The organism is Nonomuraea muscovyensis (genome assembly GCF_014207745.1).
Classification (GTDB): Bacteria; Actinomycetota; Actinomycetes; order Streptosporangiales; family Streptosporangiaceae; genus Nonomuraea; species Nonomuraea muscovyensis.
Genome location: NZ_JACHJB010000004.1, coordinates 534413 through 559008 on the forward strand (window position 1 = coordinate 534413; position 24596 = coordinate 559008).

The window sequence follows — 24596 nt, forward strand, 5'->3', positions numbered from 1 at the left end:
AACTGAATTCAGCGGGGAGTCTTCGACGTGTGTGTTAGCGCCTCCCTCATGAGCCACGCCAAGGAGGGCTCATGAGCTCCACACCCATACCCAACTCCTTCGACGAGGAAAAGCCTCGCGACCCCTACTGGTACAAGCGTGCCGTCTTCTACGAGGTCCTGATCAGGGGCTTCGCCGACTCCAACGGCGACGGGACCGGCGACATCAAGGGCCTGATCGACAAGCTCGACTACCTGCAGTGGCTCGGCGTCGACTGCCTGTGGCTGCTGCCGCTGTACGAGTCTCCGCTGCGTGACGGCGGGTACGACATCGCCGACTTCATGAAGATCCTGCCCGAGTTCGGCGACCTGGGCGACTTCGTGAAGCTCGTCGACGAGGCGCACAAGCGCGGCATGCGCGTCATCGCCGACCTGGTGATGAACCACACCAGCGACGCCCATCCCTGGTTCCAGGCCTCGCGCCACGACCCGGAGGGTCCGTTCGGCGACTTCTACGTCTGGGCCGACGACGACTCCGGCTACTCCGACGCGCGGATCATCTTCATCGACACCGAGACGTCCAACTGGACCTACGACCCGGTGCGCGGCCAGTACTACTGGCACCGGTTCTTCCACCACCAGCCCGACCTCAACTACGAGAACCCCGACGTCCAGGACGCCATGCTGGAGGTCCTGCGGTTCTGGCTCGACCTCGGCATCGACGGCTTCCGGCTGGACGCCGTGCCCTACCTGTTCGAGGAGGAGGGCACCAACTGCGAGAACCTGTCCAGGACGCACGCGTACCTCAAGCGCGTCCGGACCGAGGTGGACCGGCTCTACCCCGACCGCGTGCTGCTGGCCGAGGCCAACCAGTGGCCCTCGGACGTGGTGGAGTACTTCGGCGACCCGGTCGGCGGCGGCGACGAGTGCCACATGGCCTTCCACTTCCCGCTGATGCCGCGCATCTTCATGGCGGTGCGCCGCGAGTCGCGCTACCCCATCTCCGAGATCCTGGCCCAGACGCCGAAGATCCCGGAGAACTGCCAGTGGGGCATCTTCCTCCGCAACCACGACGAGCTGACGCTCGAGATGGTGACGGACGAGGAACGCGACTACATGTACGCCGAGTACGCCAAGGACCCGCGGATGCGGGCCAACGTCGGCATCCGCCGGCGCCTGGCCCCCCTGCTGGAGAACGACCGCAACCAGATCGAGCTGTTCACCGCGCTGCTGCTGTCGCTGCCCGGCTCGCCGGTGCTCTACTACGGCGACGAGATCGGCATGGGCGACAACATCTGGCTCGGCGACCGCGACGGGGTGCGCACCCCGATGCAGTGGGACCCCGACCGCAACGCCGGCTTCTCCCACTGCGACCCCGGCCGGCTCTACCTGCCGGTGATCATGGATCCGATCTACGGCTACCAGGGCCTCAACGTCGAGGCGCAGCAGAAGAACGCCGGTTCGCTGCTCCACTGGACCCGCCGCATGATCGAGATCCGCAAGCGGCACCCGGTGTTCGGGCTGGGCGGGTTCGCCGAGCTCAACTCCTCCAACCCGAGCGTGCTGGCGTTCGTCCGCGAGCTGGGCGACGACCGGATGCTGTGCGTGAACAACCTGTCGCGCTTCCCCCAGCCGGTCGAGCTGGACCTGCGGAGATTCGTCGGCGTCTCCCCCGTTGAGACGATGGGTGGGGTCCCATTCCCGCCAATTGGCGAACTTCCGTATCTTTTGACGCTTCCTGGGCATGGTTTCTACTGGTTCACCCTGCCGCCGCCGCGCACCCAGGAGGAGTAGGACGTGCTCGACGAGCTCCTTGCCGCATGGATCGCCCGCCAACGCTGGTTCGGCGGCAAGGGGCGCCCGATCGACGCGCTGTCGATCGAGTCGGACGTCACGATCAACTCCGGCGACCCCGGCCTGCGCCATCTCGTCGTGTCGGTCCGGCAGGGCGGCTCCGGCGACCGCTACCAGATCCTGCTGGGGATGCGCGGCGAGCTGCCCGACGGGCTCAAGCACGCCCTGATCGGCCCGCACGGCCCGTACGCCTTCGACGGCGGCCCGTCACGCGAGGAGTGGTACGTCTACGACGCCGTCCACGACACGGAGCTGACGGGCCGGCTGCTCGACTGCATGGCCGAGGACTGCGGCTGGGGCGAGGTGCGCTTCCGGCACCTGCCCGGCGTGTCCATCGACACCTCCCTGCGCAGCCTGGTGCTCGGCGCCGAGCAGTCCAACACCTCGCTCGTGTTCGGCGAGGCCTACATCTGCAAGCTGTTCCGCCGCCTCATCCCCGGGGTGAACCCCGAGCTGGAGATCGTCACCGCACTGGCCGAGCGGGGCGCACCGCACATCGCCCAGCCGTACGGCTGGATGGAGACCGACCTCGACGGCATCCCCACCACGCTGGCGATCATGCAGGAGTTCCTGGCCAACTCCACCGACGGCTGGGACCTCGCGCTGACCAGCGTCCGCGACTTCTACAACCAGATGCCCGGCATCGCGGCGGCCGACGCGGGCGGCGACTTCGCCGCCGAGTCGCACCGGCTGGGCGCCGCCACCGCCCGCGTGCACCAGGAACTGGCCGCCGCCTTCCCCACCGGCGTCGTCGAGCTGCACGAGGTCAAGCGGATGGCGGAGGGGTTCCGCCGCAAGCTGGACGGCGCCGTGGCCGAGGTGCCCGAGCTGCGCGAGCACGTCGGCGCGCTGGAGGCCGCCTACCACCGGGTGGAGGAACTGGCCGGCGAGGTGCCCGTGCAGCGGGTCCACGGCGACTACCACCTCGGCCAGGTGATGCGCACGACCAACGACTGGGTGGTTCTCGACTTCGAAGGCGAGCCGGGCCAGCCGCTGGCCGAGCGCCGCGCCCTGTCCTCGCCGCTGCGCGACGTGGCGGGGATGCTGCGCTCGTTCGACTACGCGGCCCGCCACCTGCTGGCCGACCATCCGGACGCGGCCACGCTGGAGGGCCGCGCCGAGGAGTGGTCGGCGCGCAACCGCGCCGCATTCCTCGACGGGTACGTGGACGGCGGCGGCACCATCACGGCGGGCGACGCGGCCCTGCTGCGCGCGTTCGAGCTGTCCAAGGCGGTGTACGAGGTCGTCTACGAGGCCCGCAACCGGCCGACGTGGATCGGCATCCCCCTGGCCGCCTTCCGCCGCGACGACCTCTGACGGGTCAGCCGCCCGTCAGCCGAACGGCTCAGCGCAGCTCCTCGACCAGGGCGGACAGGTCCTCGGCACCGTGCCCGCCGGCGACCCGCCGGTCGACGATGGCCTTCAACGGCAGCAGCAGGTCCGGCCTGACGCCCTGCTCCCGGAAGGTGGTCTCCAGGTTGGCCAGGGCCACCCGGTTCACCTCCAGGTTGGCGACGTCGGTGGCGTGGTCCGCCGCGTCGATCTGCGTGCCCATGGGCGGCGTGATGGCGGCCATCGCGTGCAGCCACGGCACCAGCAGCGACTCGGTGAACTCGGCCACGGACCGTCGCTCCGAGGCGATCAGGGCCGCCGCGCTGAGGAAGCCGGCGAACTGGCCGTACATGCCGGTGAGCATGGCCAGGTCGTACAGCGGGGCCAGACCGGGGTCCTCACCCAGGTAACGGGGCTCGGCCAGGGCGGTCAGGGCGGGCTCGTGCCGGTCGAAGGCCGCCGGCGAGCCGCTGTAGAGGATGAGCGCGCCCGGCGCGCCGATCATCTGCGGCACGGCCATGATGCCGCCGTCCAGGTAGTCGCCGCCCAGCCCGGTCACCCACGCGGCCGTCTCGCGCGCCTCGGCGGGTCGGCCGTTGGTGAGGTTCAGCACGGTGCGGCCCGCGAGGTCGGCGCCGTCGAGGAGCTGCCGGGTGGCGGCGTAGTCGAGCACGCAGACGATCACCAGCGGGCTCGCCAGCACGGCCTCGGCCGCCGTGGCGGCGACGGCGGCGCCCTGGGCGGCCAGCGGCTCGGCCTTCGCGGCCGAACGGTTCCATACGGTGACCCGGTGACCCGCCTTGAGCAGGGTGCCGGCCAGCGCGCTGCCCATCAGGCCCAGTCCGAGGATCGAGATATCTGTCGCCACTGCGGTGTTCCTTACGTGTTCGGGATTGCCAGGAGCTGTTCCGGGTCGCCGGACGGCGTTCCGGGTCGCCGGAGTCCACTGTCGGAGGCGCCGGTTATGGTTCCGTTCGGAGAGGGTTATGGGGGGGCTGATGCGATTCGGGGTGCTGGGCCCGTTGACGGTGTGGGGCCAGGGGGGCGAGCCGGTCCAGGTGCCCGAGGCGAAGGTCCGCGCGCTGCTGGCCGACCTGCTCGTCCACGTGCTCGTCCACCGGGGCGCGCCCGTATCCGCCGACCGGCTGATCGCCGATCTGTGGGGCGGGCGTCCGCCGGGTGACGCGCCCGCCGCGCTTCGGGTGAAGGTGTCGCAGCTGCGCAGGGCGCTCGGCGACCGCGAGCTGGTCGCCTTCCGCGCGCCCGGCTACCTGCTGCGCGCCGCGGCCGAGGACGTCGACGCGGGCCGGTTCCGCGCCCTGCTCGACCGGGCCCGGCGCGACGCCGACCTCCACGCCCGGCGCGCGCTGCTCACCGAGGCGCTGGAGCTGTGGCGCGGACCGGCGTACGCCGACTTCGCCGACGAGGAGTTCGCCCGCACCGAGATCGCGCGGCTGGACGAGCAGCGGCTGGCCGCCCTGGAGGAACTGGCCGAGACCCGCCTCGCGCTGGGCGAGCACGGGCCGCTCGCCGCCGAGCTGGCCGGCCCGGTGACCGAGCATCCGCTGCGCGAGCGGCTGCGCGCCGTGCACCTGCGGGCCCTCTACCAGGCGGGCAGGCAGAGCGAGGCGCTGGCGAGCTACGCCGACCTGCGCGGGCGGCTGGCCACCGAGCTGGGCGTGGACCCCGGTCCCGAGCTGGCCGCGCTGCACCAGGCGATCCTGGAGCAGGACCCCGCGCTTGGACCACCCAGCCGGCCGCCCATCCCGCCCGCCACCAACCTGCCCGCGCCGCTCACCCCCCTGATCGGCCGGGACGCGGCGGTGGCCGAGGTCCGGGCGCTGCTGTCGGCCAACCGCCTCGTCACGCTCTCGGGCCCCGGCGGGGTCGGCAAGACCCGGCTGGCGCTGGAGGTCGCCGCCGACCCGGGCCGGGCGTTTCCCGGCGGCGTGTGGCTGGTCGAGCTGGCCGAGCTGACGTCGGCCTCCCCCGCCGAGGTGCAGGAGGCCGTGGCCACGGTGCTGGGGCTGCGTGACGACGTGCCCGCCCCGATGGCCGACCGGCTCGCCGCCGCGTTGCGCGCCGGCGACACGCTGCTCGTGCTGGACAACTGCGAACACGTGGTCGAGGAGGTCGCCGCGCTGGCCGAGCGGCTGCTGCGGGCGGCACCCGGTTTGCGGATCCTGGCGACCGGCCGGGAGCCGCTGCGGATCGCGGGCGAGACCCTGTGGACGGTGCCGCCGCTCGGCGGCGAGGCGGCCGCGGAGCTGCTGCGGGCCCGCGCGGGGGTCGAGCTGGACGACGAGGAGGCCGTCGCGGAGGTCTGCGCGCGGCTGGACGGGCTGCCGCTCGCCCTGGAGCTCGCCGCCACCCGCATGCGGGCGCTGACGCCGCGCGGGCTCGCCGACCGCCTGGACGACCGGTTCCGGGTGCTCGCCGTGGGGCGGCGCGGCGGGCCGGCCCGGCAGCAGACGCTCCGCGCCATGATCGACTGGAGCTGGGAGCCGCTCACCGAGGAGGAACGGCTCGTGCTGCGGCGGCTCGCCGTGCACGCCGGCGGCTGCACGCTGGAGGCGGCCGGGGCCGTGTGCGCCCAGCCCGGCCTGGACGTCCTCGACACGCTGACCCGGCTCGTGGACCGCTCGCTGGTGGTGCCGACGGCCGACGGCAGATACCGGTTGCTGGAGTCCGTGGCCGCCTACTGCGTCGAGCGGCTGGCCGAGGCCGGCGAGCTGGCCGAGCTGAGGCTGCGGCACGCCCGCCACTACGCCGGGCTGGCCGAGCGGGCCGAGCCGCACCTGCGCGGCCACGGGCAGCGTCACCACCTCGCGCTGCTCGACGCCGAGAACGCCAACGTGCGGGCCGCCATCGAGCACGCCGTCCGGCTGGGCGCCGCGGACGAGGCGGTGCGGCTGGTCAACGCGATGGCCTGGTACTGGGTGCTGCGCGGCAGGTTCGGCGAGGGCCGGCGGGCGCTGGAGAAGGCGGTGTCCGTCTCCGGCGACGCCCAGGCCCGGCTCTGGCTCGACGGACTGACCCTGCTGTCCGGACGGCTGCGCCCGGTCGACCCGGACCTGTTCGAGGCCGTGGCCGACCCGGTGCGACGGGCGCGGGCGCGGTGGTTCATCGGCTACGCGAGCTTCGGTTTCGACGACCTGTCGGTGAGCGTGGGCCTGGTCGAGTCGGCGCTGGCGGCGTGCGAGTCCCTGGGCGACCGGTGGGGCACGGCCGCCGCGCTGAGCGTACGGGCGAGCTGGGCGGGCATGCGCGGCGACCTCGCCGCGCTGCGCCGCGACGGCGAGCGCGGCCTGGCCCTCTTCCGTGAGGCCGGCGACCGGTGGGGCGAGATGCGCTCCGCCGAGAACCTCGGCACGCTCGCCGAGATCACCGGCGACTACGAGCGGGCCGCCGAGCTGCGCCGCGACGGGCTGCGGATGGCCGAGGAGCTCGGGCTGCTGACCGCCGTCTGCGACGCGCTCTCGCGGCTGGGCCGGACCGCCATGCTGACCGGCGACCACGCGCTGGCGGACGACTACCACGAGCGGGCCAGGGCGCTGGCCGTGTCGCAGTCCAACCGGCCTGCCGAGGAGTTCGCCGAGATGGGGCTGGCGCTCGGCGCCCGCAGGCAGGGGCGGCTCGACGAGGCCGAGCGGCTGCTGCGCAAGTGGATCGACTGGGTGCGGGAGGTGTCGGGGGCGCCGGGGGCGGCGCTGATCCTGGCCGAGCTGGGCTTCGTCGCCGAGCAGCGCGGTGACGCGGCCGCCGCCCTGGCCGCGCAGCTCGACGCGCTGGAGGCGGCGCGCGAGGTCGGCGACCCCAGGGCCGTCGCGCTGGCCCTGGAGGGCCTGGCGGGGGCCCGCGCGCTGGGCGGGGCCCACGAGGAGGCGGGACGGCTGCTCGGCAAGGCCGCCGCGCTCCGCGGCTCGGCGGGCGCGCCGCTGCCGCCCGCGGAGCGGGGTGACGTGGACCGGATCACCGCCGCGGTGCGTGCCGCGCTGGGCGATGCGGCCCTCGCCGCGGCCCTGACCGACGGCGCGGACGCCCCCCTCGACACCCTCCTCCCCGCCCCGGCCTGACGACGCCGCCCCCTCGACGCCTCCCCTCCCGGGGCGGCCCGGTCGCGTCGGGTCAGGTGGGGATGGTTTCCCTCTCGGCCGCCGGGTCGGGGGTGGTGGGCGGGTGGCCGGTGGGCGGGACCTGGCGCAGGGCCACGGCCGACAGGATCGCCGCCACCAGGAGCACCACGGCGCCGGCGGCGGCGGTCGCGGCGAGACCGTCCGTGAAGGCGGCCCTGGCGCCGTCCAGCAGCTCGGCCGCGACGGGCGCCGGCTGGCGCGCCGCGACGGTCGCGGCGCCGCCGAGCGTGTCGCGGGCCGCCTGGGCCGCCTCGGCGGGCACTTCCTCCGGTACGGCGAGCCGCGCCCGGTAGACGGCGGCGGCCAGGCTGCCGAAGAGCGCCAGCCCGAGCGCCCCGCCGAACTCCTGGGCCGTCTCCGACAGGGCCGCCGCCGAGCCGGACCGCTCGGGCGGCGCGGAGCCCACCACCATGTCGGTGCCCAGCACCAGCAGCGGCGACCCGCCGAGGAAGAACAGCACCTGCCCGGCCACCAGCGGCCCGATCCCGGAGCCCGCCCCGACCTGGGCGAGCAGCACGAACCCGGCCACGCTCACCAGCAGTCCGGCCGCTCCGACGTACCCGGGCCGGAAGCGGCGGGCCAGCGCCGGCGACAGCACGAACCCCACGATCACCGCCACGGTGGGCGGCAGCGTCCACAGCCCGGCCCCCAGCGGCGACAGCCCGGCCACGAGCTGCAGGTACTGCCCGGACAGCAGCCCCACCCCCGGCCCGACCATGATGACCAGCAGGAGCGTGGCCAGGGCGCCGCCGAACCGGCGCTCGGCGAACAGCTTCAGGTCGATGAGCGGGTCGGCGAGCGTGCGCTGCCGACGGACGAAACCGACGGCGAGCGCCAGCCCGGCCGCCACGGACAGCGCGGGCGTCCAGCCGGTGGCGCCGGAGGCGAACTCCTTGACGCCGTAGATGACGGCCAGCGCCGCCGTGATCGACAGCACCACGCTGGGCAGGTCGATCCGCCCCGACCCGGGGGCCCGGTACTCGGGCAGCAGCAGCGGACCCGCCACCAGCAGCACCGCCATGACCGGTGCGCCGAGCAGGAACACCGACCCCCACCAGAAGTGCTCCAGCAGCACCCCGCCCACCAGCGGCCCGATCACCATGCCTCCGGTGAACCCGGTCATCCACAGGCTGATCGCCACCGTTCGCTGGGCCGGATCACGGAACATGTTGCTGATCAACGACAGCACGGACGGCATCAACGTCGCCCCGGCGACGCCCAGCAACGCCCGCGCGGCGATCAGCGACTCGGCGTTCGGCGCGTAGGCGGCCAGCACGGAGGCGACACCGAACGCCGCCGCCCCGATCAGCAGGAGTTTGCGCCGCCCGATGCGGTCGCCGAGCGTCCCCATGGTGATCAGGAACCCGGCGATGAGAAACCCGTAGATGTCGTTGATCCACAGGAGCTGCGCCCCGGTCGGCCGCAGGTCCGCGCTCAGTGCGGGGACGGCCAGGTGCAGCACGCTCACGTCGATGGACAGAAGGAGGGTGGGCAGGATGAGGACGGCCAGGCCGGTCCACTCGCGCTTGCCCGCACGATCTATGCTCATGCATGCAACCTAGAAACTCAAGTCCGCTTGAGGTCAACACCGGAAGGTCACCGTCGGGCCCGGTCGCCGAATATCGCCGTTCCGCCGCCAACCGAGCGCCGTCCGATTACTCTTCGCAGGTGTTCGCAAACGAAGAGTAAAGGAGACGGCATGCGGCGAGTGGTGGTGCTCGCGGCGTCGGGGGCGGTGGCCGCGGGGCTCGCGGCCTTCGTCCTGCTGCTGCCGGGCGACGGCACGCCGGGCTCATCGGGCACGGCGCAGGCGGGGCGGGCCGCCCGGGCCGCCGCGCCCGGGCCCGCCGACCCGCTCACGACCGAGGAGATCCAGCGCGCCGGGGCCCTGGCCACCGCCGGGATGCGTTCCCACCTGGCCGCGGGACGGGCGCACCTGCTCTACGTCGAACGCGACGACGGCAAGGACGGCGAGGGGTCACGGCGGGCCGAGGCGTACGTCTACGACTACGCCCGTGACGAGCTGACCGTCCGCACGGTGGACCTCGGCGAGGGCCGGGTCGTCCGCGAGGTGACCGACACGGGGGTGCAGCCGCCGCCGTCCCGCCAGGAGGAGGCGCGCGCCGCCGAGCTGCTGCTGCGCGATCCACGACTCGGCGACGGCGTCAGGAGCGCCTACCGCAGGGCCGCCGGCCGCGAACTGGGATCGGCGGCCGACCTGGCCCTGCGGGGGCTGATCCACGCCGCGCCGCGCGGAGCCTGCGCCAGGCACCGGTGCCTGCGCCTGTTCGTCCGGCTGCCCGACGGCACGTTCCTCGACACCAGCCGCATCGTCGTCGACCTGTCCGCCAAGAAGGTTCACACCCTGGAGTGGTGACGTGTTCCTCCGACTCGCCCTCGCGGCCTTCGTCGCCGCAGCCGGTCACGCCTCCCCCGCGACGGTCGCGGCTCCTGCCGCCGCGGCGTGCGCCGCGCCGTACCTGGTCGACAAGACGCTGCCGAACGGCGCGCGCTGGCAGATGTGCTGGGAGATGCGCACGATCGAGGGGCTGACCCTGCGCAAGGTGGTCTACACGCCGCGCGGCGGCAGCCCGACCAGCGTGCTGCGCAGCGCCGCGCTCGCACAGATCCACGTGCCGTACGACAGCGGCGAGCCGCGCTACCACGACATCGGCTCGATGGGCGAGGCCGCGTTCGCGCTGACCAGCGGCGACTGCCCCGGTGGTGAACGGCGCGCCGAGAAGGTGTGCGTCCTGGAGCGGGCACGCGGCCACGCCCACCTCAAGGACGGCTACGGCGACCCCGCCGAGCGCAGGTCGCGGCAGGGACGCGAGCTGGTGGTGCTGGCCGCCTACCAGGTCGGCTGGTACACCTACGTCTCCGAGTTCGTCTTCGGCGACGACGGCGCCATCACGCCGCGGCTGGGCGCCACCGGGTCGCTGGCCGGCACGGTGACCACGCCCAAGCACGGCTGGCCGATCGGCGTCGGACACCGCCACTTCGAGGAGTCGCACAGCCACAACGTGTTCTGGCGGATGGACTTCGACGTCCACGGCGCCTCCCGGGACGTGGTGGAGCAGTACGACTTCACGGGCGACCGCACCAAGAAGCGCACGATGAAGCGCACCCGCTTCACCCGCGAGACCCGGGCGGTCAATCAGCGCATGCGCTGGTGGCGGGTGGTCGATCCGGGGGCGCTCAACACCGACCGGCACCCGATGTCGTGGGAGATCAACAACTCCGACAGCGCCGAGTACCGCGGTCCCGCCGACGAGGCGTTCACCCGGGCCGACCTCTACGTCACCCAGTACAAGGCGTGCGAGCGGCTGGCCACCCAGAACCCGTCGCCGCGTTGCCGCAAGTCGGTCGACACGTACGCGGGCCGAGAGCGGCTCACCGACCCGGTGCTGTGGGTGAACGTCGGCTTCCACCACGTCGCCCGCGACGAGGACGCCGACCCGATGCCGATCCACTGGCAGGGCTTCCGGATCACCCCGCGCGACGTGACGGCGAAGAATCCCACCCCATAACGGGACGACTCCCTCCCCAACCCCACCGGCGAAGCAGCCATAAACGTGATATTCACAACTTCCGGTGATTGTCGCGGTGAAAGCGGGCAGTGCCTGGGTTGGACCGTCGTCGTAGGGCAGGGTTGGGAGCATGCCGATGAGGACAGAGCTCGACCGCCTCGCGGGCGGGGCGCACCATGATCCGCATTCGATCCTGGGTGCGCACCCCGTCGCGGGCGGTGTCACGTTCCGGGCCCTGCGCCCGCTTGCCGAGCGGGTGCGGGTGGTGCTGGAGGACGGGACCGCCCATGACATGAGACACCAGGCCCACGGGGTGTTCGAGATCACGGTGCCCGGGCTCGACAAGGTGCCCGACTACACGCTCAGCGTCCAGTACGCCGGCGGCGAGCCGCACGAGGTGCGCGACCCGTACCGGCACTGGCCCACCCTGGGCGAGGTGGACCTGCACCTCATCGGTGAGGGGCGGCACGAGCGGCTGTGGGAGGCGCTGGGCGCGCGCGTGTTGCGGCACCAGGACGTCGAGGGCACCGCCTTCGCCGTGTGGGCGCCGAACGCGCGCGGCATCCGGGTGGTCGGCGACTTCAACCACTGGGACGGCACCGCCCACCCCATGCGCTCGCTCGGCAGCTCGGGGGTGTGGGAGCTGTTCGTCCCCGGCATCGGCGCGGGCGAGCGGTACAAGTACCAGATCCTCGGCGCCGACGGGGTGTGGCGCGACAAGGCCGACCCGATGGCGCGGCGGACCGAGGTGCCGCCGCAGACGGCCTCGGTCGTCGAGCAGTCCTCCTACACCTGGCAGGACGACGCGTGGATGGCCCTCCGCAGCCGGACGACGCCGCAGCAGGCGCCGATGAGCGTGTACGAGGTGCACCTGGGGTCGTGGCGGCCCGGCCTGTCCTACCTGGAGCTGGCCGAGCAGCTCGTGGAGTACGTGGTGGACCTCGGCTTCACGCACGTCGAGCTGCTCCCGGTGGCCGAGCATCCGTTCGGCGGGTCGTGGGGCTACCAGGTGACCTCCTACTACGCGCCGACGGCCAGGTTCGGCACACCCGACGAGTTCCGCCATCTGGTGGACCGGCTGCACCAGGCGGGCGTCGGCGTGCTGCTCGACTGGGTGCCCGCGCACTTCCCCATGGACGACTGGGCGCTGGCCCGCTTCGACGGCACCCCGCTGTACGAGCACGCCGACCCGGCCCGCGGCGAGCACCCCGACTGGGGCACGTACGTCTTCGACTTCGGCCGCAGGGAGGTGCGCAACTTCCTGGTGGCCAACGCCGTCTACTGGCTGAAGGACTTCCACATCGACGGGCTGCGCGTGGACGCGGTGGCCTCGATGCTCTACCTCGACTACTCGCGCCGCGAGGGCGAGTGGACGCCGAACGTCTACGGCGGCCGGGAGAACCTCGACGCGGTCGAGTTCCTCAAGGAGATGAACTCCGTCGTCTACCGGGAGACCCCGGGCATCTCGACCGTGGCCGAGGAGTCGACGGCCTGGCCGGGCGTGTCGCGGCCGGTGCACCTGGGCGGGCTCGGGTTCGGGTTCAAGTGGAACATGGGCTGGATGCACGACACGCTGGCCTACCTCCAGCATGAGCCGGTCTTCCGGCAGTACCACCACCATCAGATGACGTTCTCGCTCATCTACGCCTACTCCGAGAACTACGTGCTGCCCCTGTCGCACGACGAGGTCGTGCACGGCAAGGGCTCGCTGCTGGGCAAGATGCCGGGCGACGAGTGGCAGCGCTTCGCGCAGCTGCGCGCGCTGCTGGCGTTCATGTGGGCGCATCCGGGCAAGCAGTTGCTGTTCATGGGCGGCGAGTTCGGCCAGGGGTCGGAGTGGTCGGAGGAGCGCGGGCTCGACTGGTGGGTGCTGGAGTTCGACGGGCACCGGGGCGTGCAGCAGCTCGTGCGCGACCTCAACCGGCGCTACAAGGAGCTGCCGGCGCTGTGGGAGCGCGACACCGACCCCGAGGGGTTCCGGTGGATCGACGCCGACGACGCGCCGGGCAACACGTTCTCGTTCGTCCGCTACGCGGCCGACGGGTCGGCGCTGGCGTGCGTGGTCAACTTCAGCGGGGCGCCGCACGAGGACTACCGCCTCGGGCTGCCGTACGCCGGGCAGTGGGCCGAGGCGCTCAACACCGACGCCTACGACTACTGGGGCAGCGGCGTCGGCAACATGGGGGCGGTCGAGGCGGTCGACGACCCGTGCCACGGACTGCCGTACTCGACCCGGCTGCGGGTGCCGCCGCTGGGGGCGGTGTGGCTGTTCGCGGAACGCCCCGAAACCACTGAGACCGCCGAAACCGCCGAATCCGACAAGCCCGGAGATGTCGCATGAAAGTTGGCTGAGAAAGGGATTCTGGATCTGTGCGCGCCGGGTGATTCCTCCTAGACTCCGAAGATCACCCCCTTTTCGGAGGACGCGTGCGACTTCGCCCCCTGACGGTGTGCTCCATCGTGCTGGCCGTGCTCGTGGCCGCCCCCACGGTTCCGGCGTTCGCCGCGGAGCCCGTGTCCGTGGCGACACCGGTGCCGACGCCCGCTCCGGCCCCCGCCCCTACCGCCGAACCGGCTCCCGGCTCGGCGGCCGAGCCGGAGGGCGCGGAGCCGGAGGCCACGGACGCTGAGGAGACCCCGCCGGAGGGCACCGAGACGGAGCCCGGCACGGAGACGGAGCCCGGCGGGCCGGAGGAGAAGCTGGAGGACGGTCTGGCCCTGGACGAGGGCCGGGTGCGTGCCATCGTCGAGCTGACCGACCCGGCCCAGCACGCGCCGGTGGCGGCCCAGGCGGCCGAGGAGAGCGTGGACGTGCTGCTGCGCCCCCGGACGCAGCCGTTCATGGTCGTGGAAGGGACGGCGGAGGAGCTGGCCGCCCTCGCGGACGACCCCCGCGTGACGGGCATCCGCCGTGACCGGACCTATCCTCCGTCGCTGGCCTCCAGCCTCAGGCTGATCGGCGCCGACCAGGCGCACGCGCGGAACTTCACGGGCACCGGCCAGGCGGTGGCCGTCCTCGACACGGGGATCGACCGCGACCACCCGGCCTTCACCGGCCGGATCGTGGAGGAGGCGTGCTTCTCGGCCGTGGAGACCGGCGTGGAGTCGCTCTGCCCGAACGGGGCGGCCACGCAGACCGGGCCCGGCGCCGCCGACGCCGAGACCGCCAAGTGCCTCGACGGCGGCGTGAACCTGTGCGAGCACGGCACCCACGTGGCCGGCATCGCCGCCGGTGACAAGGGTGTGGCGCCGGGCGCGGGGATCGTCGCGGTGCAGGTGTTCAGCCGGGTGAACGACGAGGAGATCTGCGGCGAGCCGTCGTGCCTGCTGGCCTACGAGTCGTCGCTGCGCCTGGCCATGGAGTACGTGGCCGGACTGCAGCGGCCGGTCGCCGCCGTCAACCTCAGCCTGGGCGGCGGGCTCTACGACACCTCCTGCGACGACACCGAGGAGGGGCGGGCCTTCAAGCCGGCCGTCGACGCGCTGCTCGCCAAGGGGACCGCGACCGTGGTGGCCGCGGGCAACGAGTTCCACGAGGGCGTCGCGTTCCCCGCCTGCCTGTCCGCGGCCGTGGCGGTCGGCGCGAACGACGACGCCGACGCCATCGCCGACTTCTCCAACCGGGGGCCGCTGCTCGACTTGTTCGCGCCGGGCGTGGACGTCGAGTCGGCCGTGCCGGACGACTCGGGCGCGGTGCACAGCGGCACCTCCATGGCGGCCCCGCACGTGGCGGGCGCGCTGGCGCTGCTCAAGGCGCAGTCGCCGCAGGCCCAGGTCACGGATCTGGTGGACAAGCTCAGGGCGGCGGGCCGGCCGTACGCCTACGAGGCGGCCGGCGCGCAGGTGACCACGCCGCGGCTGGACGTGCTGGCGGCGCTGACCGGGTCGGCCCCGCAGCCGGGGATCACCCAGTCCCCCGCCCCCGGCGGCCCCGGCCGGGACCCCGAGCCCGACCCGTCCGACAGCAGCGGCCCCGCCCCCACGCCGGACGACCCGGGCGACGACCCCCAGCCCGGCACGAGCACGCCGCCGACCCCCGTCCCGCTGCCGACGGTGACGGTCACGGTGACCGTCACCCCGAGGCCCGCGGCGGCGGTCTGCACCCGAGGCACGGCCGGCAAGCGCCTGACGGCCAGGAAGTGGGCCGTGGAGATCCACCGCAGCAGCGGCACGATCCCCGACGCGACACTGAACTGCTATCTGAAGCTCGTGCAGAAGGCCAGCAAGGTCTTCCCCGAGCTGACCCGCGCCTCGACGTTGGGCACGGCCTACCGGACGCTGAAGGCGGCGAAGACGGCCAGGCAGCGGCTGGACGGCGCGCTGCTCGTGGGCTGGCTCAACTGGGCCCACGGGACGAACGGCACCACGAAGCTCACCGCCGCGGAGAAGGTGCGGCTGAGCTCCACGTCGACGGGTGCCGCGTTGAAGAAGGCCACCAAGAACCTCTGACCTCGTCAGGAACACGACGGCTTGGCGAACGCGGTCTCGTCCCCGGTCTGCCTGTCCGGCCGGGCCAGACCAGGGTCCGGCAACGCCGCGCCGGTCCGAGATGTGTCGCTTAGGGTGGCTTTATGGATGCAGGCAAGGCGATCTTCGAAACCGTGGACAGGATCCGCCAGCGGCGCACCGCACCGCTGGTGCTGGAGCTCGATCTCACCGAAGGGCTCACGGACGGCCCGCCGAGCGATGCGCTCACCGCCGTGCTGTCCATGCGCAAGCCTCGTCTGTCCGACGTGCTGGCGGGGCTCAAGCGCGGCCGCGACGACTCCCGGGTCAGGGCGCTGGTCGTCAAGCTCGGCGGCCACCCGCTGGGGCTGGGCATGGTGCAGGAGCTGCGCCAGGCCGTGGTGAGGTTCAGGGCCTCGGGCAAGCTGACCATCGCCTTCGCCGAGACGTTCGGCGAGTTCGGCAACGGCACCGTGCCGTACTACCTGGCCAGCGCGTTCGAGCGCGTCTACCTGCAGCCGAGCGGCGACGTGGGCCTGACCGGAGTGGCACTGGAGCAGCGCTTCGTCAAGGGCACTCTGGCCAAGCTGGGCATCGGCTACGAGATGGGCCAGCGTCACGAGTACAAGACCGCGGCCAACACCTTCACCCAGGACCACATGACCGAGCCGCACCGCGAGTCGATGGAGCGCATCGTCGAGTCGGTCGTGGAGCAGTTCGTCGCGGGCATCGCCGAAGGGCGCCGGCTCGACCCGGACAAGGTGCGCGAGCTGGTCGACCGGGGGCCGTTCCTCGGGGCCGAGGCGGTGGAGGCCGGGCTGGTCGACCGGCTGGCCTACCGGGACGAGGTGTACGACGAGGTGAAGCAGGCCGCCGGGGAGGAGGCGCATCTGCTGTTCGTCTCCCGGTACGCCAAGGCCGCCGCCGTGCGCAAGCTGCCGAACCCGACGGCCGCCGGGATCGCGCTCGTGCACGGTCACGGGCAGATCAGGTCCGGCCGCAGCGGCCGCAGCCCGCTGGGCGGGGGCGGGGCGATGGGCTCCGACACGGTCAGCGCCGCGCTGCGCGCCGCCCGGCGGGACGACCACGTCAAGGCCGTGGTGTTCCGGGTGGACAGCCCCGGCGGCTCGTACGTCGCCTCCGACGTCATCTGGCGCGAGGTCGTGCTGACCCGCAAGGTCAAGCCCGTGATCGTGTCCATGGGCGACCTGGCGGCCTCGGGCGGTTACTTCGTCTCCATGGCCGCGGACGTGATCATGGCTCAGCCGGGGACGCTGACCGGGTCGATCGGGGTGTTCGGCGGCAAGCCGGTGGTGTCGGAGCTGCTGGAGAAGATCGGCGTCAACTCCGAGCTGGTGGCCGAGGGCGCCAACGCCGGGATGTTCTCGACCACGCGCGGCTTCTCACCGGAGCAGTGGGAACGGGTCAACGCCTGGCTGGACCGCATCTACGACGACTTCGTCGGCAAGGTGGCCGACTCGCGCTCGCTGACCAGGGATCGCGCCCACGAGCTGGCCCGCGGCCGGGTCTGGACCGGCGCCGACGCCCGGGAGGGCGGACTGGTGGACGAGCTGGGCGGTCTGGAGGACGCGCTGGCGCTGGCCCGCAGGCGCGCCGGCCTGGCCGACGACGCCCCGGTGCGCGTCTACCCGCGGCTCAACCCGCTGGAGCGGCTGCGCCCGCCGGAGTCGAGCGAGGACAAGGCGGCGGCGCTGGCCAGGGTGCGGCTCGACGCCTGGGGACCGCTCGCCCGCCTGTCCGCCGACCTCGGCCTGCCCGTCTCCGGCCCCCTCACCCTGCCGGGCTGGTACACGATCCGCTGAGACATCGGCCGCCGAGACACCGCCCGCTGAGACACCAGCCGACGAGACACCGGCCGCCGAGACACCGCCCGACGAGGCTCACGGGCTCATCGGGCGGTAGCGGCCGCGTAGGCGGATGAGGGGCTGGTGGGCGGGCGTGACGTAGCCGACCGCGAGCACCCGGCCGAGGAACAGCGTGTGGTCGCCCGCGGGGACCACCTGGACGGTCTCGGCCTCCAGGGCCGCGACACCGCCATCCACGACCAGCGCGCCGGAGTGCTCGCCGCGGTGGTGGGGGGTGCCCGCCACGAGAAGGCGGGCACTGGGACGGCCGGCGGTCGCGAAGCGGCTGGCGATGGCGGCCTGGCCGGACGACAGCAGGGAGGCCGCCCAGCGGTCCTGGCGCAGCAGCACCTCGCAGAGGTAGCCGCGGCTCGCCAGGCTGACCAGGACCAGCGGGGGTTCCAGCGAGACGGACATGAGCGCCGACACCGTGGCGCCCAGGTCGTCGCGCCCGTCACGTACGGTGATCACGGCCACGCCCGCGGCGAGCTGGGCCATGGCCTCGGTGAACAGGCCGTCGGCGGACTCAGCCACGGGCAGGTCCCCCGGCGCGGGAGACCTGCCCCTGCACGGTCAGCCCAGGCCGTTCGTGGTCAGCCATTCCTTGGCCACCGTGGCGGGCTCGTCCTTGTTGACCGAGATCTTCTGCATCATGTCGAGCAGCGACTGCGTCGTCAGCTTGGCGGACACGCCGTTGAGCACGGTCTTGACCGTGTCGGTCGCCGCGGCCTTGTTGAGCAGCGGCGTGACGTTCTGGGCCGGGAAGATGTTCTTCGGGTCCTGCAGCGCCACCAGGCCGTTGGCGGCGATCTTCGGGTCGGTGCTGAAGACGTTGCCGACCTGGATCGTGCCGTCCTTGATGGCGTCGGCCGTGGTGGGGCCGGTGGGCTTCCACTCCTTGAACTCCAGCCCGTAGACCTCCTTGAAGCGGGCCTCCCAGCGCTTCTTGAACTCCGGCGGGCCGCCGACGATCATGTTCTTCGACACCTTGGCCAGGTCCTCCATCGTGGTGAGGGAGTCCTTGGCCTGTGCCTCCTTGGTCACCGACAGGGTGTCCTTGTCCTCGGCGGGCGAGGAGTCGAGCACCTCCAGCTCGGGCGGCAGCTTCTCCTTCAACGCCGCGTTGACGTCGTCGGTCGTGGCGGCCGTGGCCTTCAGGTCGATGAAGGACAGCAGGTTGCCGTTGTACTCGGGCACGATCGTCAATCCGCCGCTCTTGACCTGGTCGAAGACCACCTCGCGGCTGCCGATGCGCGGCTTCTCCTCGACCTGCACACCCTTGGCCTCCAGCGCCTGCGCGTAGATGGAGCCGAGCAGCACGCTCTCGTCGAAGTCGAACGACCCGATGACGGCCTTGCCGCCGCCGCCCGCCGGAGCCGAGCCGCTGGGCGCGGCGCTGGTCGTGTCGAGCGGGTTGCCCCCGCCCCCTCCGCCGCCACAGGCCGTCAGGGCCAGCGCCGCCGACAGGAGCACCGCGGCGGTGCCGAACTTACGTCTCATCACGACTTCCTCTCTTGCCACTTATCTCGTCTTCAATCGCCGGCTCACGCCCGGCGAGACCGTCACCCGCTGCGCCAGCGTGAACCCGAGCTGCACCACGAGCGCGAACAGCACAATCAATAGGGAACCGCCGACCACGCTCGCGTAATCCTTCGTGGCGAACCCGTCGATCACGAACCGGCCGAGCCCGCCCAGCCCGGTGTAGGCGGCGACGGTCGTCGTCGCGACCACCTGGATGGCCGACAGGCGCAGACCGAGCAGGATGAGGGGCAGCGCCACCGGCACGAGCACCCGCAGGAGCACCTGCCCGCCGCGCAGCCCCATCCCGTACGCGGCGTCGCGCAGTTCGGGGTCCACGCCCCTGATGCCCTCGAACGTGTTGACCAGGATCGGCGGCACGGACAGCAGCACCAGCGGGATGATGACCGGCCAGATCGAGGCGGTGCCCAGCAGCAGCACGAACATCACCAGCAGGCCGAGCGTGGGCAGCGCCCTGGACAGGTTGGCCGAGACGACCACGATGAGCCCGCCCCTGCCGGTGTGGCCGATGAGCAGCCCGAGCGGGAGCGCGATGAGCGTGGCCAGCAGCAGGGCCAGCGCCGAGAACTCCAGGTGCTCCAGCAGCCGCATGGGGATGCCGCCGGGCCCCGACCAGTTGGCCGGGTCGCCGAAGAAGTCGCTGAGCCAGGTCACGAGGTCCTCCTCGCCCGTACCCACGGGGTGAGCAGCCGCTGGGCGAGGACCAGCAGCCCGTCGGCGACCAGCGCCAGCGCCACGATCAGCACGATGCCGACCACGACGGGCGGCATGAACGGGTTCTGGTAGGCCCGGGTGAACAGCATGCCGAGCCCGCCCTGGCCGATCAGCGCGCCGACGCTGACCAGGCTGATGCTGGAGACGGCGACCACGCGCAGCCCGGCCAGCACCACGGGCGTGGCGATGGGCAGCTCGACCTGCACCAGGCGGCGCAGCGGCGTGAAGCCCATGGCCACGGCCGACTGGCGCACGTGGTCGGGCACCGAGCCGAGTCCGTCGACCACGGCCGGGATGAGCACGGCCATCGCGTAGAACGTCAGCGGGATGATCACCGTGGTCTTCGACAGGCCGGTGACCGAGATCAGCAGCATGAAGATGGGCAGCGACGGCAGGGCGTAGATGATGTTGAAGATGCCGGCCGTCGGCTGGTAGAGCCAGCGCCAGCGCACGCTGGCCAGGCCCAGCGGCAGGGCGAGCAGCAGCCCGGCGACGATCGGCACCAGCGACATGACGAGGTGGTCGCCGAGCAGGTCCTTGACGCTGCCGACCCGGCCGGTGTCCCAGTTGCGGGCGATCCACTCCCAGATCGTGGGGGGTCCGTCATTCATGGGGCCGCTCCGGGCTGGCGTGCGGCCCGCCGTCCGCGAGCGTCGCGGCCAGCGCCGCGTCGAGGTCCTCCCGCGTGGCCACGCCCAGCGCCCTGCCGTCCTCGTCCACCGCGACCGCGCAGCCCGACGGCGACAGCAGCGTGGCGTCGAGGGCCGCGCGCATGGAGTCGTGCCCCGGCCGGAACGTCCCGAACGGCTGCGGCTCACCCCGGCCGTCGCCGGGCACCCAGCCGACCGGCCGCCCGTCGGCGGTCACGACGAGCAGCCAGGGCTCGCTCCGGCCGCCCTCGTACCCCTCGGGCACGGTCAGGTCGGTGCGCAGCCGCAGCCCGTCGGTGGAGACGAACTGCAGGCGGCGGATGCCCCGGTCGTGGCCGAGGAACTCGCGGACGAAGTCGTCGACCGGCTCGGCCAGCAGTGTCTTGGGGTCGGCGAGCTGCGCCAGCCTGCCGCCGACGCGCAGCACGGCAACCCGGTCGCCCAGCTTGATCGCCTCGTCGATGTCGTGGGTGACGAACACGATGGTCTTGTGCAGCTCCGCCTGGAGCCTGAGCAGCTCGTCCTGCAGGCTCGTCCGGACGATCGGGTCGACGGCGCTGAACGGCTCGTCCATGAGCAGCACGGGCGGGTCCGCGGCCAGCGCCCTGGCCACGCCGACGCGCTGCTGCTGCCCGCCGGAGAGCTGGAACGGGTAGCGCTCCGCCATGGCGGAGTCCAGCCCGACGCGTTCGAGCAGCTCCATGGCCCGGTCATGGGCCTTGCGCCGGTCCCAGCCGAGCAGCCGCGGGACGGTGGCGATGTTGTCCACGATCTTCCTGTGCGGGAACAGCCCGGCCTGCTGGATGACGTACCCGATGCCGCGCCGCAACGTCGGCGGGTCGATCTCGCGCACGGGCTTGCCGTCGAGCAGGATGTCGCCCTCCGTGGCGTCGATCATCCGGTTGATCATCCGGAGGGACGTGGTCTTGCCGCACCCCGACGGACCGACGAACACCGTGATCTCACCCGTGGGCGCGTCGAGCGAGAGCTCGTCCACGGCGACGGTGCCGTCCGGATAGCGTTTGGTGACAGCATCGAATGTGATCACGCGCGACCTCTCGCTTACGGGCAGGGGTCGCGGCCCCTTGCCACGACCGCCGCATGATCTCCTGGACGACCACAGTACGGCCGCGCTGAGCGCCGTGTCGCCGTCCCCCCAGGGTTAAACGCTTCACAAGACCGGCCCGATGATCGGGCGAAATCAGATCAAATCCGGATGTCGTGATGCGGCGAGCTGTCCGAGTTGGCATGATTGCCTCACCAGCAGTCAGACACTCCAGTCCCCCGCGCCCCACCAGCACCACCGCCTGCCCCCCGGCACCACTTCCAGCAAGAGGAACGGCCCCGTGACACAGCCGCTCACCGGTGAGCGCTCGCGCGCCGAATCGCTCGCAGAGCTCTACGACCGTCACGCCGCCGGGCTGTTCGCGTACAGCGCTGACCAGCTCGGCGATCTCGGCTCCGCGACGGACGTGCTGGCGACCGTCCTCACCGGCGCCGCCGCGTCGGCCCCGCCACGTGCCGCGCTGTACGGCTACGCCCGCCGCGAGATCCGCCGGCGCGACGTCGTCTACGCGCCTCCCGCCGCCGACCCGCTGACCGACCCCGCGTCCGCGCTGGTGGAGCGGGCCCTGCGCGAGCTGCGCCCGCACCAGCGTGAGGTCCTGGTGCTGTCGGAGGTGTGCGGGCTCGACCGCGCCGAGCTGGCCTGGGCGCTCGACGTGGCGCCCGACACGGCGCAGGAACTGCTGATGAACGCCGCGCACCGCTACCGGCGGCTGCTCGCGGCGGCCCTGTCGGCCACCGTGGGGCGGGCGCCCCGGCCGGTGGCCGACGTCTACGGGGCGCTGCAGGTCGCGCCGCTGCGCGACGTGCTCGGCCGCCTGCCGTGGCCCACGCCGCCCGCCGCGCTGCGCGTCCGCTTCGCCGGATCCCGTACGGCCGGCGCCGCGCCGCTGTTCGTCAGGCCGCGCTGGCCGGTGCCGCCGGAGTGGCCGTTGCCGCTGAACGACGTGCGTGACCCGGCGACGACCACGGGCGTCTTCCCGGCCGAGCTGCTGGCGCCGCCCGCGCCGGGTCACCGGGCGGCCCACGAGGCGACCACGGCGCCGATGCCCAAGGTCCGCGATCCGCTGGCCCCCACCGACACCGGCCGGCCGGGTGGCCGTGCCGCCGGGGGTGGCACGTGGTCGTGGCAGGAGTTCTCCACCGGCGCCTGGCAGCCGTTCCCCGCCACCACGCCGGGTCCGCACACCGCGCCGGGCGGCCCCTCGGCCAGGCCGGGCGGCCTCTTCTCCGCTCCAGGCGACCCGCCGGCCCCCGTCGAGCCGGGTGAGCAGCCGTTCTACCTGCCGCGGTCCGTTCCGGCCGACGTCCTGGACGACGAGCCGGAGACGCAGGAACTGCCCGCCATCACCGACGCGCCGTCCCCCGGACACTCCGGCTCGGTGGCGCACCGGCTCGGGAGCCTGTTCACGCCGCGGGAGCAGGCGGCGTCCCGGCAGCGGGCCGCCGAGCCGGTCTACCGGATGCCGTCCACGCCGGCCCCCACCGCGCCGCAGCACCGCACGTCATCGCGGGACTTCGCGGCGGCGCGGGACCTCGTGAGGCCGCAGGACCTCCCGGTGTCGCGGAGCCTCGCGCCGTCGCGATACTTCTCGCCGTCGCCTGACGGCTCGGTCCCGTCGGAGGCCGCGTCCGGCGGGAAGGCGGAGCGGCGTTCCGCCATGTCACGTCTCATGGACTCCCGTACCACCCGGCGCCGCGCCGCCGAGCCCGCATCGGACCTCGACGGGTCAGGCCGGGACGGATCGGCTGCCCGTGTCCGCCCGGACTCCCGGCTCCCCTTCGCCGCCCCGGCCGGCGGCCCGGACTCTCAGCTCCCCGGCGCCGCCCCGGCCGGCCGGTCGGCGAGCAGCGCCGCCGGCGGGCAGGCGGGCGGCGCCGAGCGGGGTGGTCACGCGACCGGGGTCGCCGAGGCGGACGCGTCGAAGGCCGGGGCCGACGGACGCGAGGCCGAGGCGGACGCGCGGAAAGCCGAGGCGGACGCGCGCAAGGCCGAGGCGGACGCGAGGAAGGCCGCGGCGGCTGACCGCTGGGCCGGCGCCTTCGAGGCGCCCGCACGCCGGAGCGCGGCCAGGTCGGCCACGAAACAGTCCGCCAAGCAGTCGTCCAAGCAGGCCGTGAAGCCCGCCCGGCCGGCGCGCAAGGGCGGCGCGGCGCCCCGGGGCAGGAAGCCGCGCAAGGACAGGCACCACGACTGGGCCTGGGAGGCGATCGGGTTCCTGGTCTGCGTGGCCATCGCGATGGTGGTGTTCTTCGCGATGCCGACGGTCTTCGGCTTCTGACGGGCGGCGGAGCGGCGTCACCCGGCCGAGAGCACGAGGCCGCTGGTCGGCACGCCCGTACCCGCGGTGACCAGGACGTTCCGCACGCCGGGGACCTGGTTGACCGAGGTGCCCCGGACCTGGCGGACGGCTTCGGCGATGCCGTTCATGCCGTGGATGTACGCCTCGCCGAGCTGCCCGCCGTTCGGGTTGACCGGGAGGCGCCCGCCCAGCTCGATGCCGCCGTCGCGGACGAACCCCGCCGCCTCCCCCCGCCCGCAGAACCCCAGCTCCTCCAGCTGCGCCAGCACGAACGGGGTGAAGTGGTCGTACAGGATGGCCGTCTGGACGTCACCGGGCCCGAGCCCCGACAGCTCCCACAGCCGCCTGCCCACCACGGACATCTCCGGCAGCCCGCTCATGTCGTCGCGGTAGTAGCTGGTCATCATCATCTGCCCCTCCCCCGCCCCCTGCGCCGCGGCCTTGATCACGGCCGGTGACCTGCGCAGGTCCCTGGCCCGCTCGGCGGAGGTGACGACGAGGGCCACGGCCCCGTCGCTCTCCTGGCAGCAGTCGTACAGGTGCAGCGGCTCCACGATCCATCGGGACGCCTGGTGCTCCTCCAGGGTGAGGGGCCGCCGGTGGAACCAGGCTGCCGGGTTGGTGGCGGCGTGCCGGCGCATGGCAACGGCGACCCGGCCGAAGTCCTCCGACGTCACGCCGTAGGCGTGCATGTAGCGCCGGGCGAACATGGCGACCCAGCCGGCGGGCGTCATCAGCCCGAACGGCACGTGCCAGCTCATCTCCAGCCCCTGCGACGTCGGCTGGCCGCCGAGCCGGGCGTCGGGCTGGCCGAACCTCCGGCCGGAGCGCTCGTTGAAGGCCCGGTAGCAGACGACCGTGCGCGCCGTCCCGGTGGCCACGGCCATGGCCGCGTGCGCCACGGTGCCGCAGGCGGCGCCGCCGCCGTACTCGACCCGGGAGAAGAAGGTCAGCTCGCCGGCCCCGATCTCCCTGGCCACGGCGATCTCCTGGTTGGTGTCCTGGGTGAAGGTCACCATGCCGTCGACCTCGGCCGGGTCGAGCCCGGCGTCGTCGAGCGCGGCGAACACGGCCTCGGCGGCCAGGCGCAGCTCGGACCGGCCGGAGTCCTTGCTGAACTCGGTGGCGCCGATGCCGGCGATCGCGGCCTGCGACTTCAACACGCGGGTGCTCCTCTTGTCGTG

The 24596-nt window shown here is 73.0% G+C and carries 17 protein-coding genes; 9 read left to right on the forward strand and 8 right to left on the reverse strand.

The genetic code is table 11. From position 1 onward, the window contains the following. Positions 1–71 precede the first annotated feature (71 nt). Complete coding sequence (treS, locus tag FHU36_RS40230; RefSeq protein WP_185089349.1) at positions 72–1772, forward strand: maltose alpha-D-glucosyltransferase; 1701 nt, start codon at positions 72–74, stop codon at positions 1770–1772. Positions 1773–1775: 3 nt separating this feature from the next. After that, complete coding sequence (locus tag FHU36_RS40235; protein WP_185089350.1) at positions 1776–3149, forward strand: maltokinase N-terminal cap-like domain-containing protein; 1374 nt, start codon at positions 1776–1778, stop codon at positions 3147–3149. 28 nt (positions 3150–3177) lie between these two features. Here FHU36_RS40235 and FHU36_RS40240 read toward each other — a convergent pair whose 3' ends face one another. Then, positions 3178–4032, reverse strand: coding sequence for an NAD(P)-dependent oxidoreductase (locus FHU36_RS40240; protein WP_312892171.1), 855 nt, complete (start codon positions 4030–4032; stop codon positions 3178–3180). 130 nt (positions 4033–4162) lie between these two features. Between FHU36_RS40240 and FHU36_RS40245 the strand changes: the two genes are divergently transcribed. Beyond that, complete coding sequence (locus FHU36_RS40245) at positions 4163–7240, forward strand: ATP-binding protein (protein ID WP_185089351.1); 3078 nt, start codon at positions 4163–4165, stop codon at positions 7238–7240. A 52-nt stretch (positions 7241–7292) separates the two neighbouring features. On the opposite strand, the gene FHU36_RS40250 is transcribed toward FHU36_RS40245, so the two are convergent. Then, positions 7293–8849 (reverse strand): MFS transporter, encoded by a 1557-nt coding sequence (locus tag FHU36_RS40250; RefSeq protein ID WP_185089352.1) that lies wholly within the window; start codon positions 8847–8849, stop codon positions 7293–7295. Between the two features lie 150 nt (positions 8850–8999). On the opposite strand from FHU36_RS40250, the gene FHU36_RS40255 reads away from it, so the two are divergent. The 5 genes from FHU36_RS40255 (at position 9000) to sppA (ending at position 17099) form a co-directional block, all read left to right on the forward strand. Beyond that, positions 9000–9677: a hypothetical protein gene (locus FHU36_RS40255; protein WP_185089353.1), complete on the forward strand. Its 678-nt coding sequence runs from the start codon at positions 9000–9002 to the stop codon at positions 9675–9677. Position 9678: 1 nt separating this feature from the next. Beyond that, complete coding sequence (locus FHU36_RS40260; protein ID WP_185089354.1) at positions 9679–10830, forward strand: copper amine oxidase; 1152 nt, start codon at positions 9679–9681, stop codon at positions 10828–10830. A 136-nt stretch (positions 10831–10966) separates the two neighbouring features. Then, positions 10967–13171 carry a 1,4-alpha-glucan branching protein GlgB gene (glgB, locus tag FHU36_RS40265; RefSeq protein ID WP_185089355.1) on the forward strand — a complete coding sequence of 735 codons (2205 nt, stop codon included), beginning with the start codon at positions 10967–10969 and terminating at the stop codon, positions 13169–13171. Between the two features lie 86 nt (positions 13172–13257). Next, the gene (locus tag FHU36_RS40270) at positions 13258–15279 is read left to right on the forward strand and encodes a S8 family peptidase (RefSeq protein ID WP_185089356.1); all 2022 of its coding nucleotides are present in this window, start codon (positions 13258–13260) and stop codon (positions 15277–15279) included. A 122-nt stretch (positions 15280–15401) separates the two neighbouring features. Further along, a complete protein-coding gene (sppA, locus tag FHU36_RS40275) occupies positions 15402–17099 on the forward strand; it encodes a signal peptide peptidase SppA (protein ID WP_185089357.1) in 1698 nt (565 codons plus the stop codon). 78 nt (positions 17100–17177) lie between these two features. On the opposite strand, the gene FHU36_RS40280 is transcribed toward sppA, so the two are convergent. From FHU36_RS40280 to FHU36_RS40300, 5 genes are all read right to left on the reverse strand, one after another. After that, positions 17178–17639 (reverse strand): flavin reductase family protein, encoded by a 462-nt coding sequence (locus FHU36_RS40280; RefSeq protein WP_185089726.1) that lies wholly within the window; start codon positions 17637–17639, stop codon positions 17178–17180. A gap of 75 nt (positions 17640–17714) precedes the next feature. Next, positions 17715–18641 (reverse strand): ABC transporter substrate-binding protein, encoded by a 927-nt coding sequence (locus FHU36_RS40285; RefSeq protein ID WP_185089358.1) that lies wholly within the window; start codon positions 18639–18641, stop codon positions 17715–17717. A 21-nt stretch (positions 18642–18662) separates the two neighbouring features. Next, positions 18663–19334: an ABC transporter permease gene (locus FHU36_RS40290; RefSeq protein WP_312892172.1), complete on the reverse strand. Its 672-nt coding sequence runs from the start codon at positions 19332–19334 to the stop codon at positions 18663–18665. Beyond that, positions 19331–20005, reverse strand: a complete 675-nt coding sequence (locus tag FHU36_RS40295) for an ABC transporter permease (RefSeq protein WP_185089359.1) — start codon at positions 20003–20005, stop codon at positions 19331–19333. Before FHU36_RS40295 ends, FHU36_RS40290 begins: the two co-directional genes overlap by 4 nt. Further along, the gene (locus FHU36_RS40300) at positions 19998–21092 is read right to left on the reverse strand and encodes an ABC transporter ATP-binding protein (RefSeq protein ID WP_185089360.1); all 1095 of its coding nucleotides are present in this window, start codon (positions 21090–21092) and stop codon (positions 19998–20000) included. The genes FHU36_RS40295 and FHU36_RS40300 overlap by 8 nt, the downstream gene beginning before the upstream one ends. A 298-nt stretch (positions 21093–21390) precedes the next feature. Between FHU36_RS40300 and FHU36_RS40305 the strand changes: the two genes are divergently transcribed. Further along, the gene (locus FHU36_RS40305; RefSeq protein ID WP_185089361.1) at positions 21391–23391 is read left to right on the forward strand and encodes a sigma factor-like helix-turn-helix DNA-binding protein; all 2001 of its coding nucleotides are present in this window, start codon (positions 21391–21393) and stop codon (positions 23389–23391) included. Positions 23392–23408: 17 nt separating this feature from the next. Here the strand turns inward: FHU36_RS40305 and FHU36_RS40310 are convergent, their stop codons facing one another. Next, complete coding sequence (locus tag FHU36_RS40310) at positions 23409–24575, reverse strand: lipid-transfer protein (protein ID WP_376774195.1); 1167 nt, start codon at positions 24573–24575, stop codon at positions 23409–23411. Positions 24576–24596: the final 21 nt, after the last annotated feature.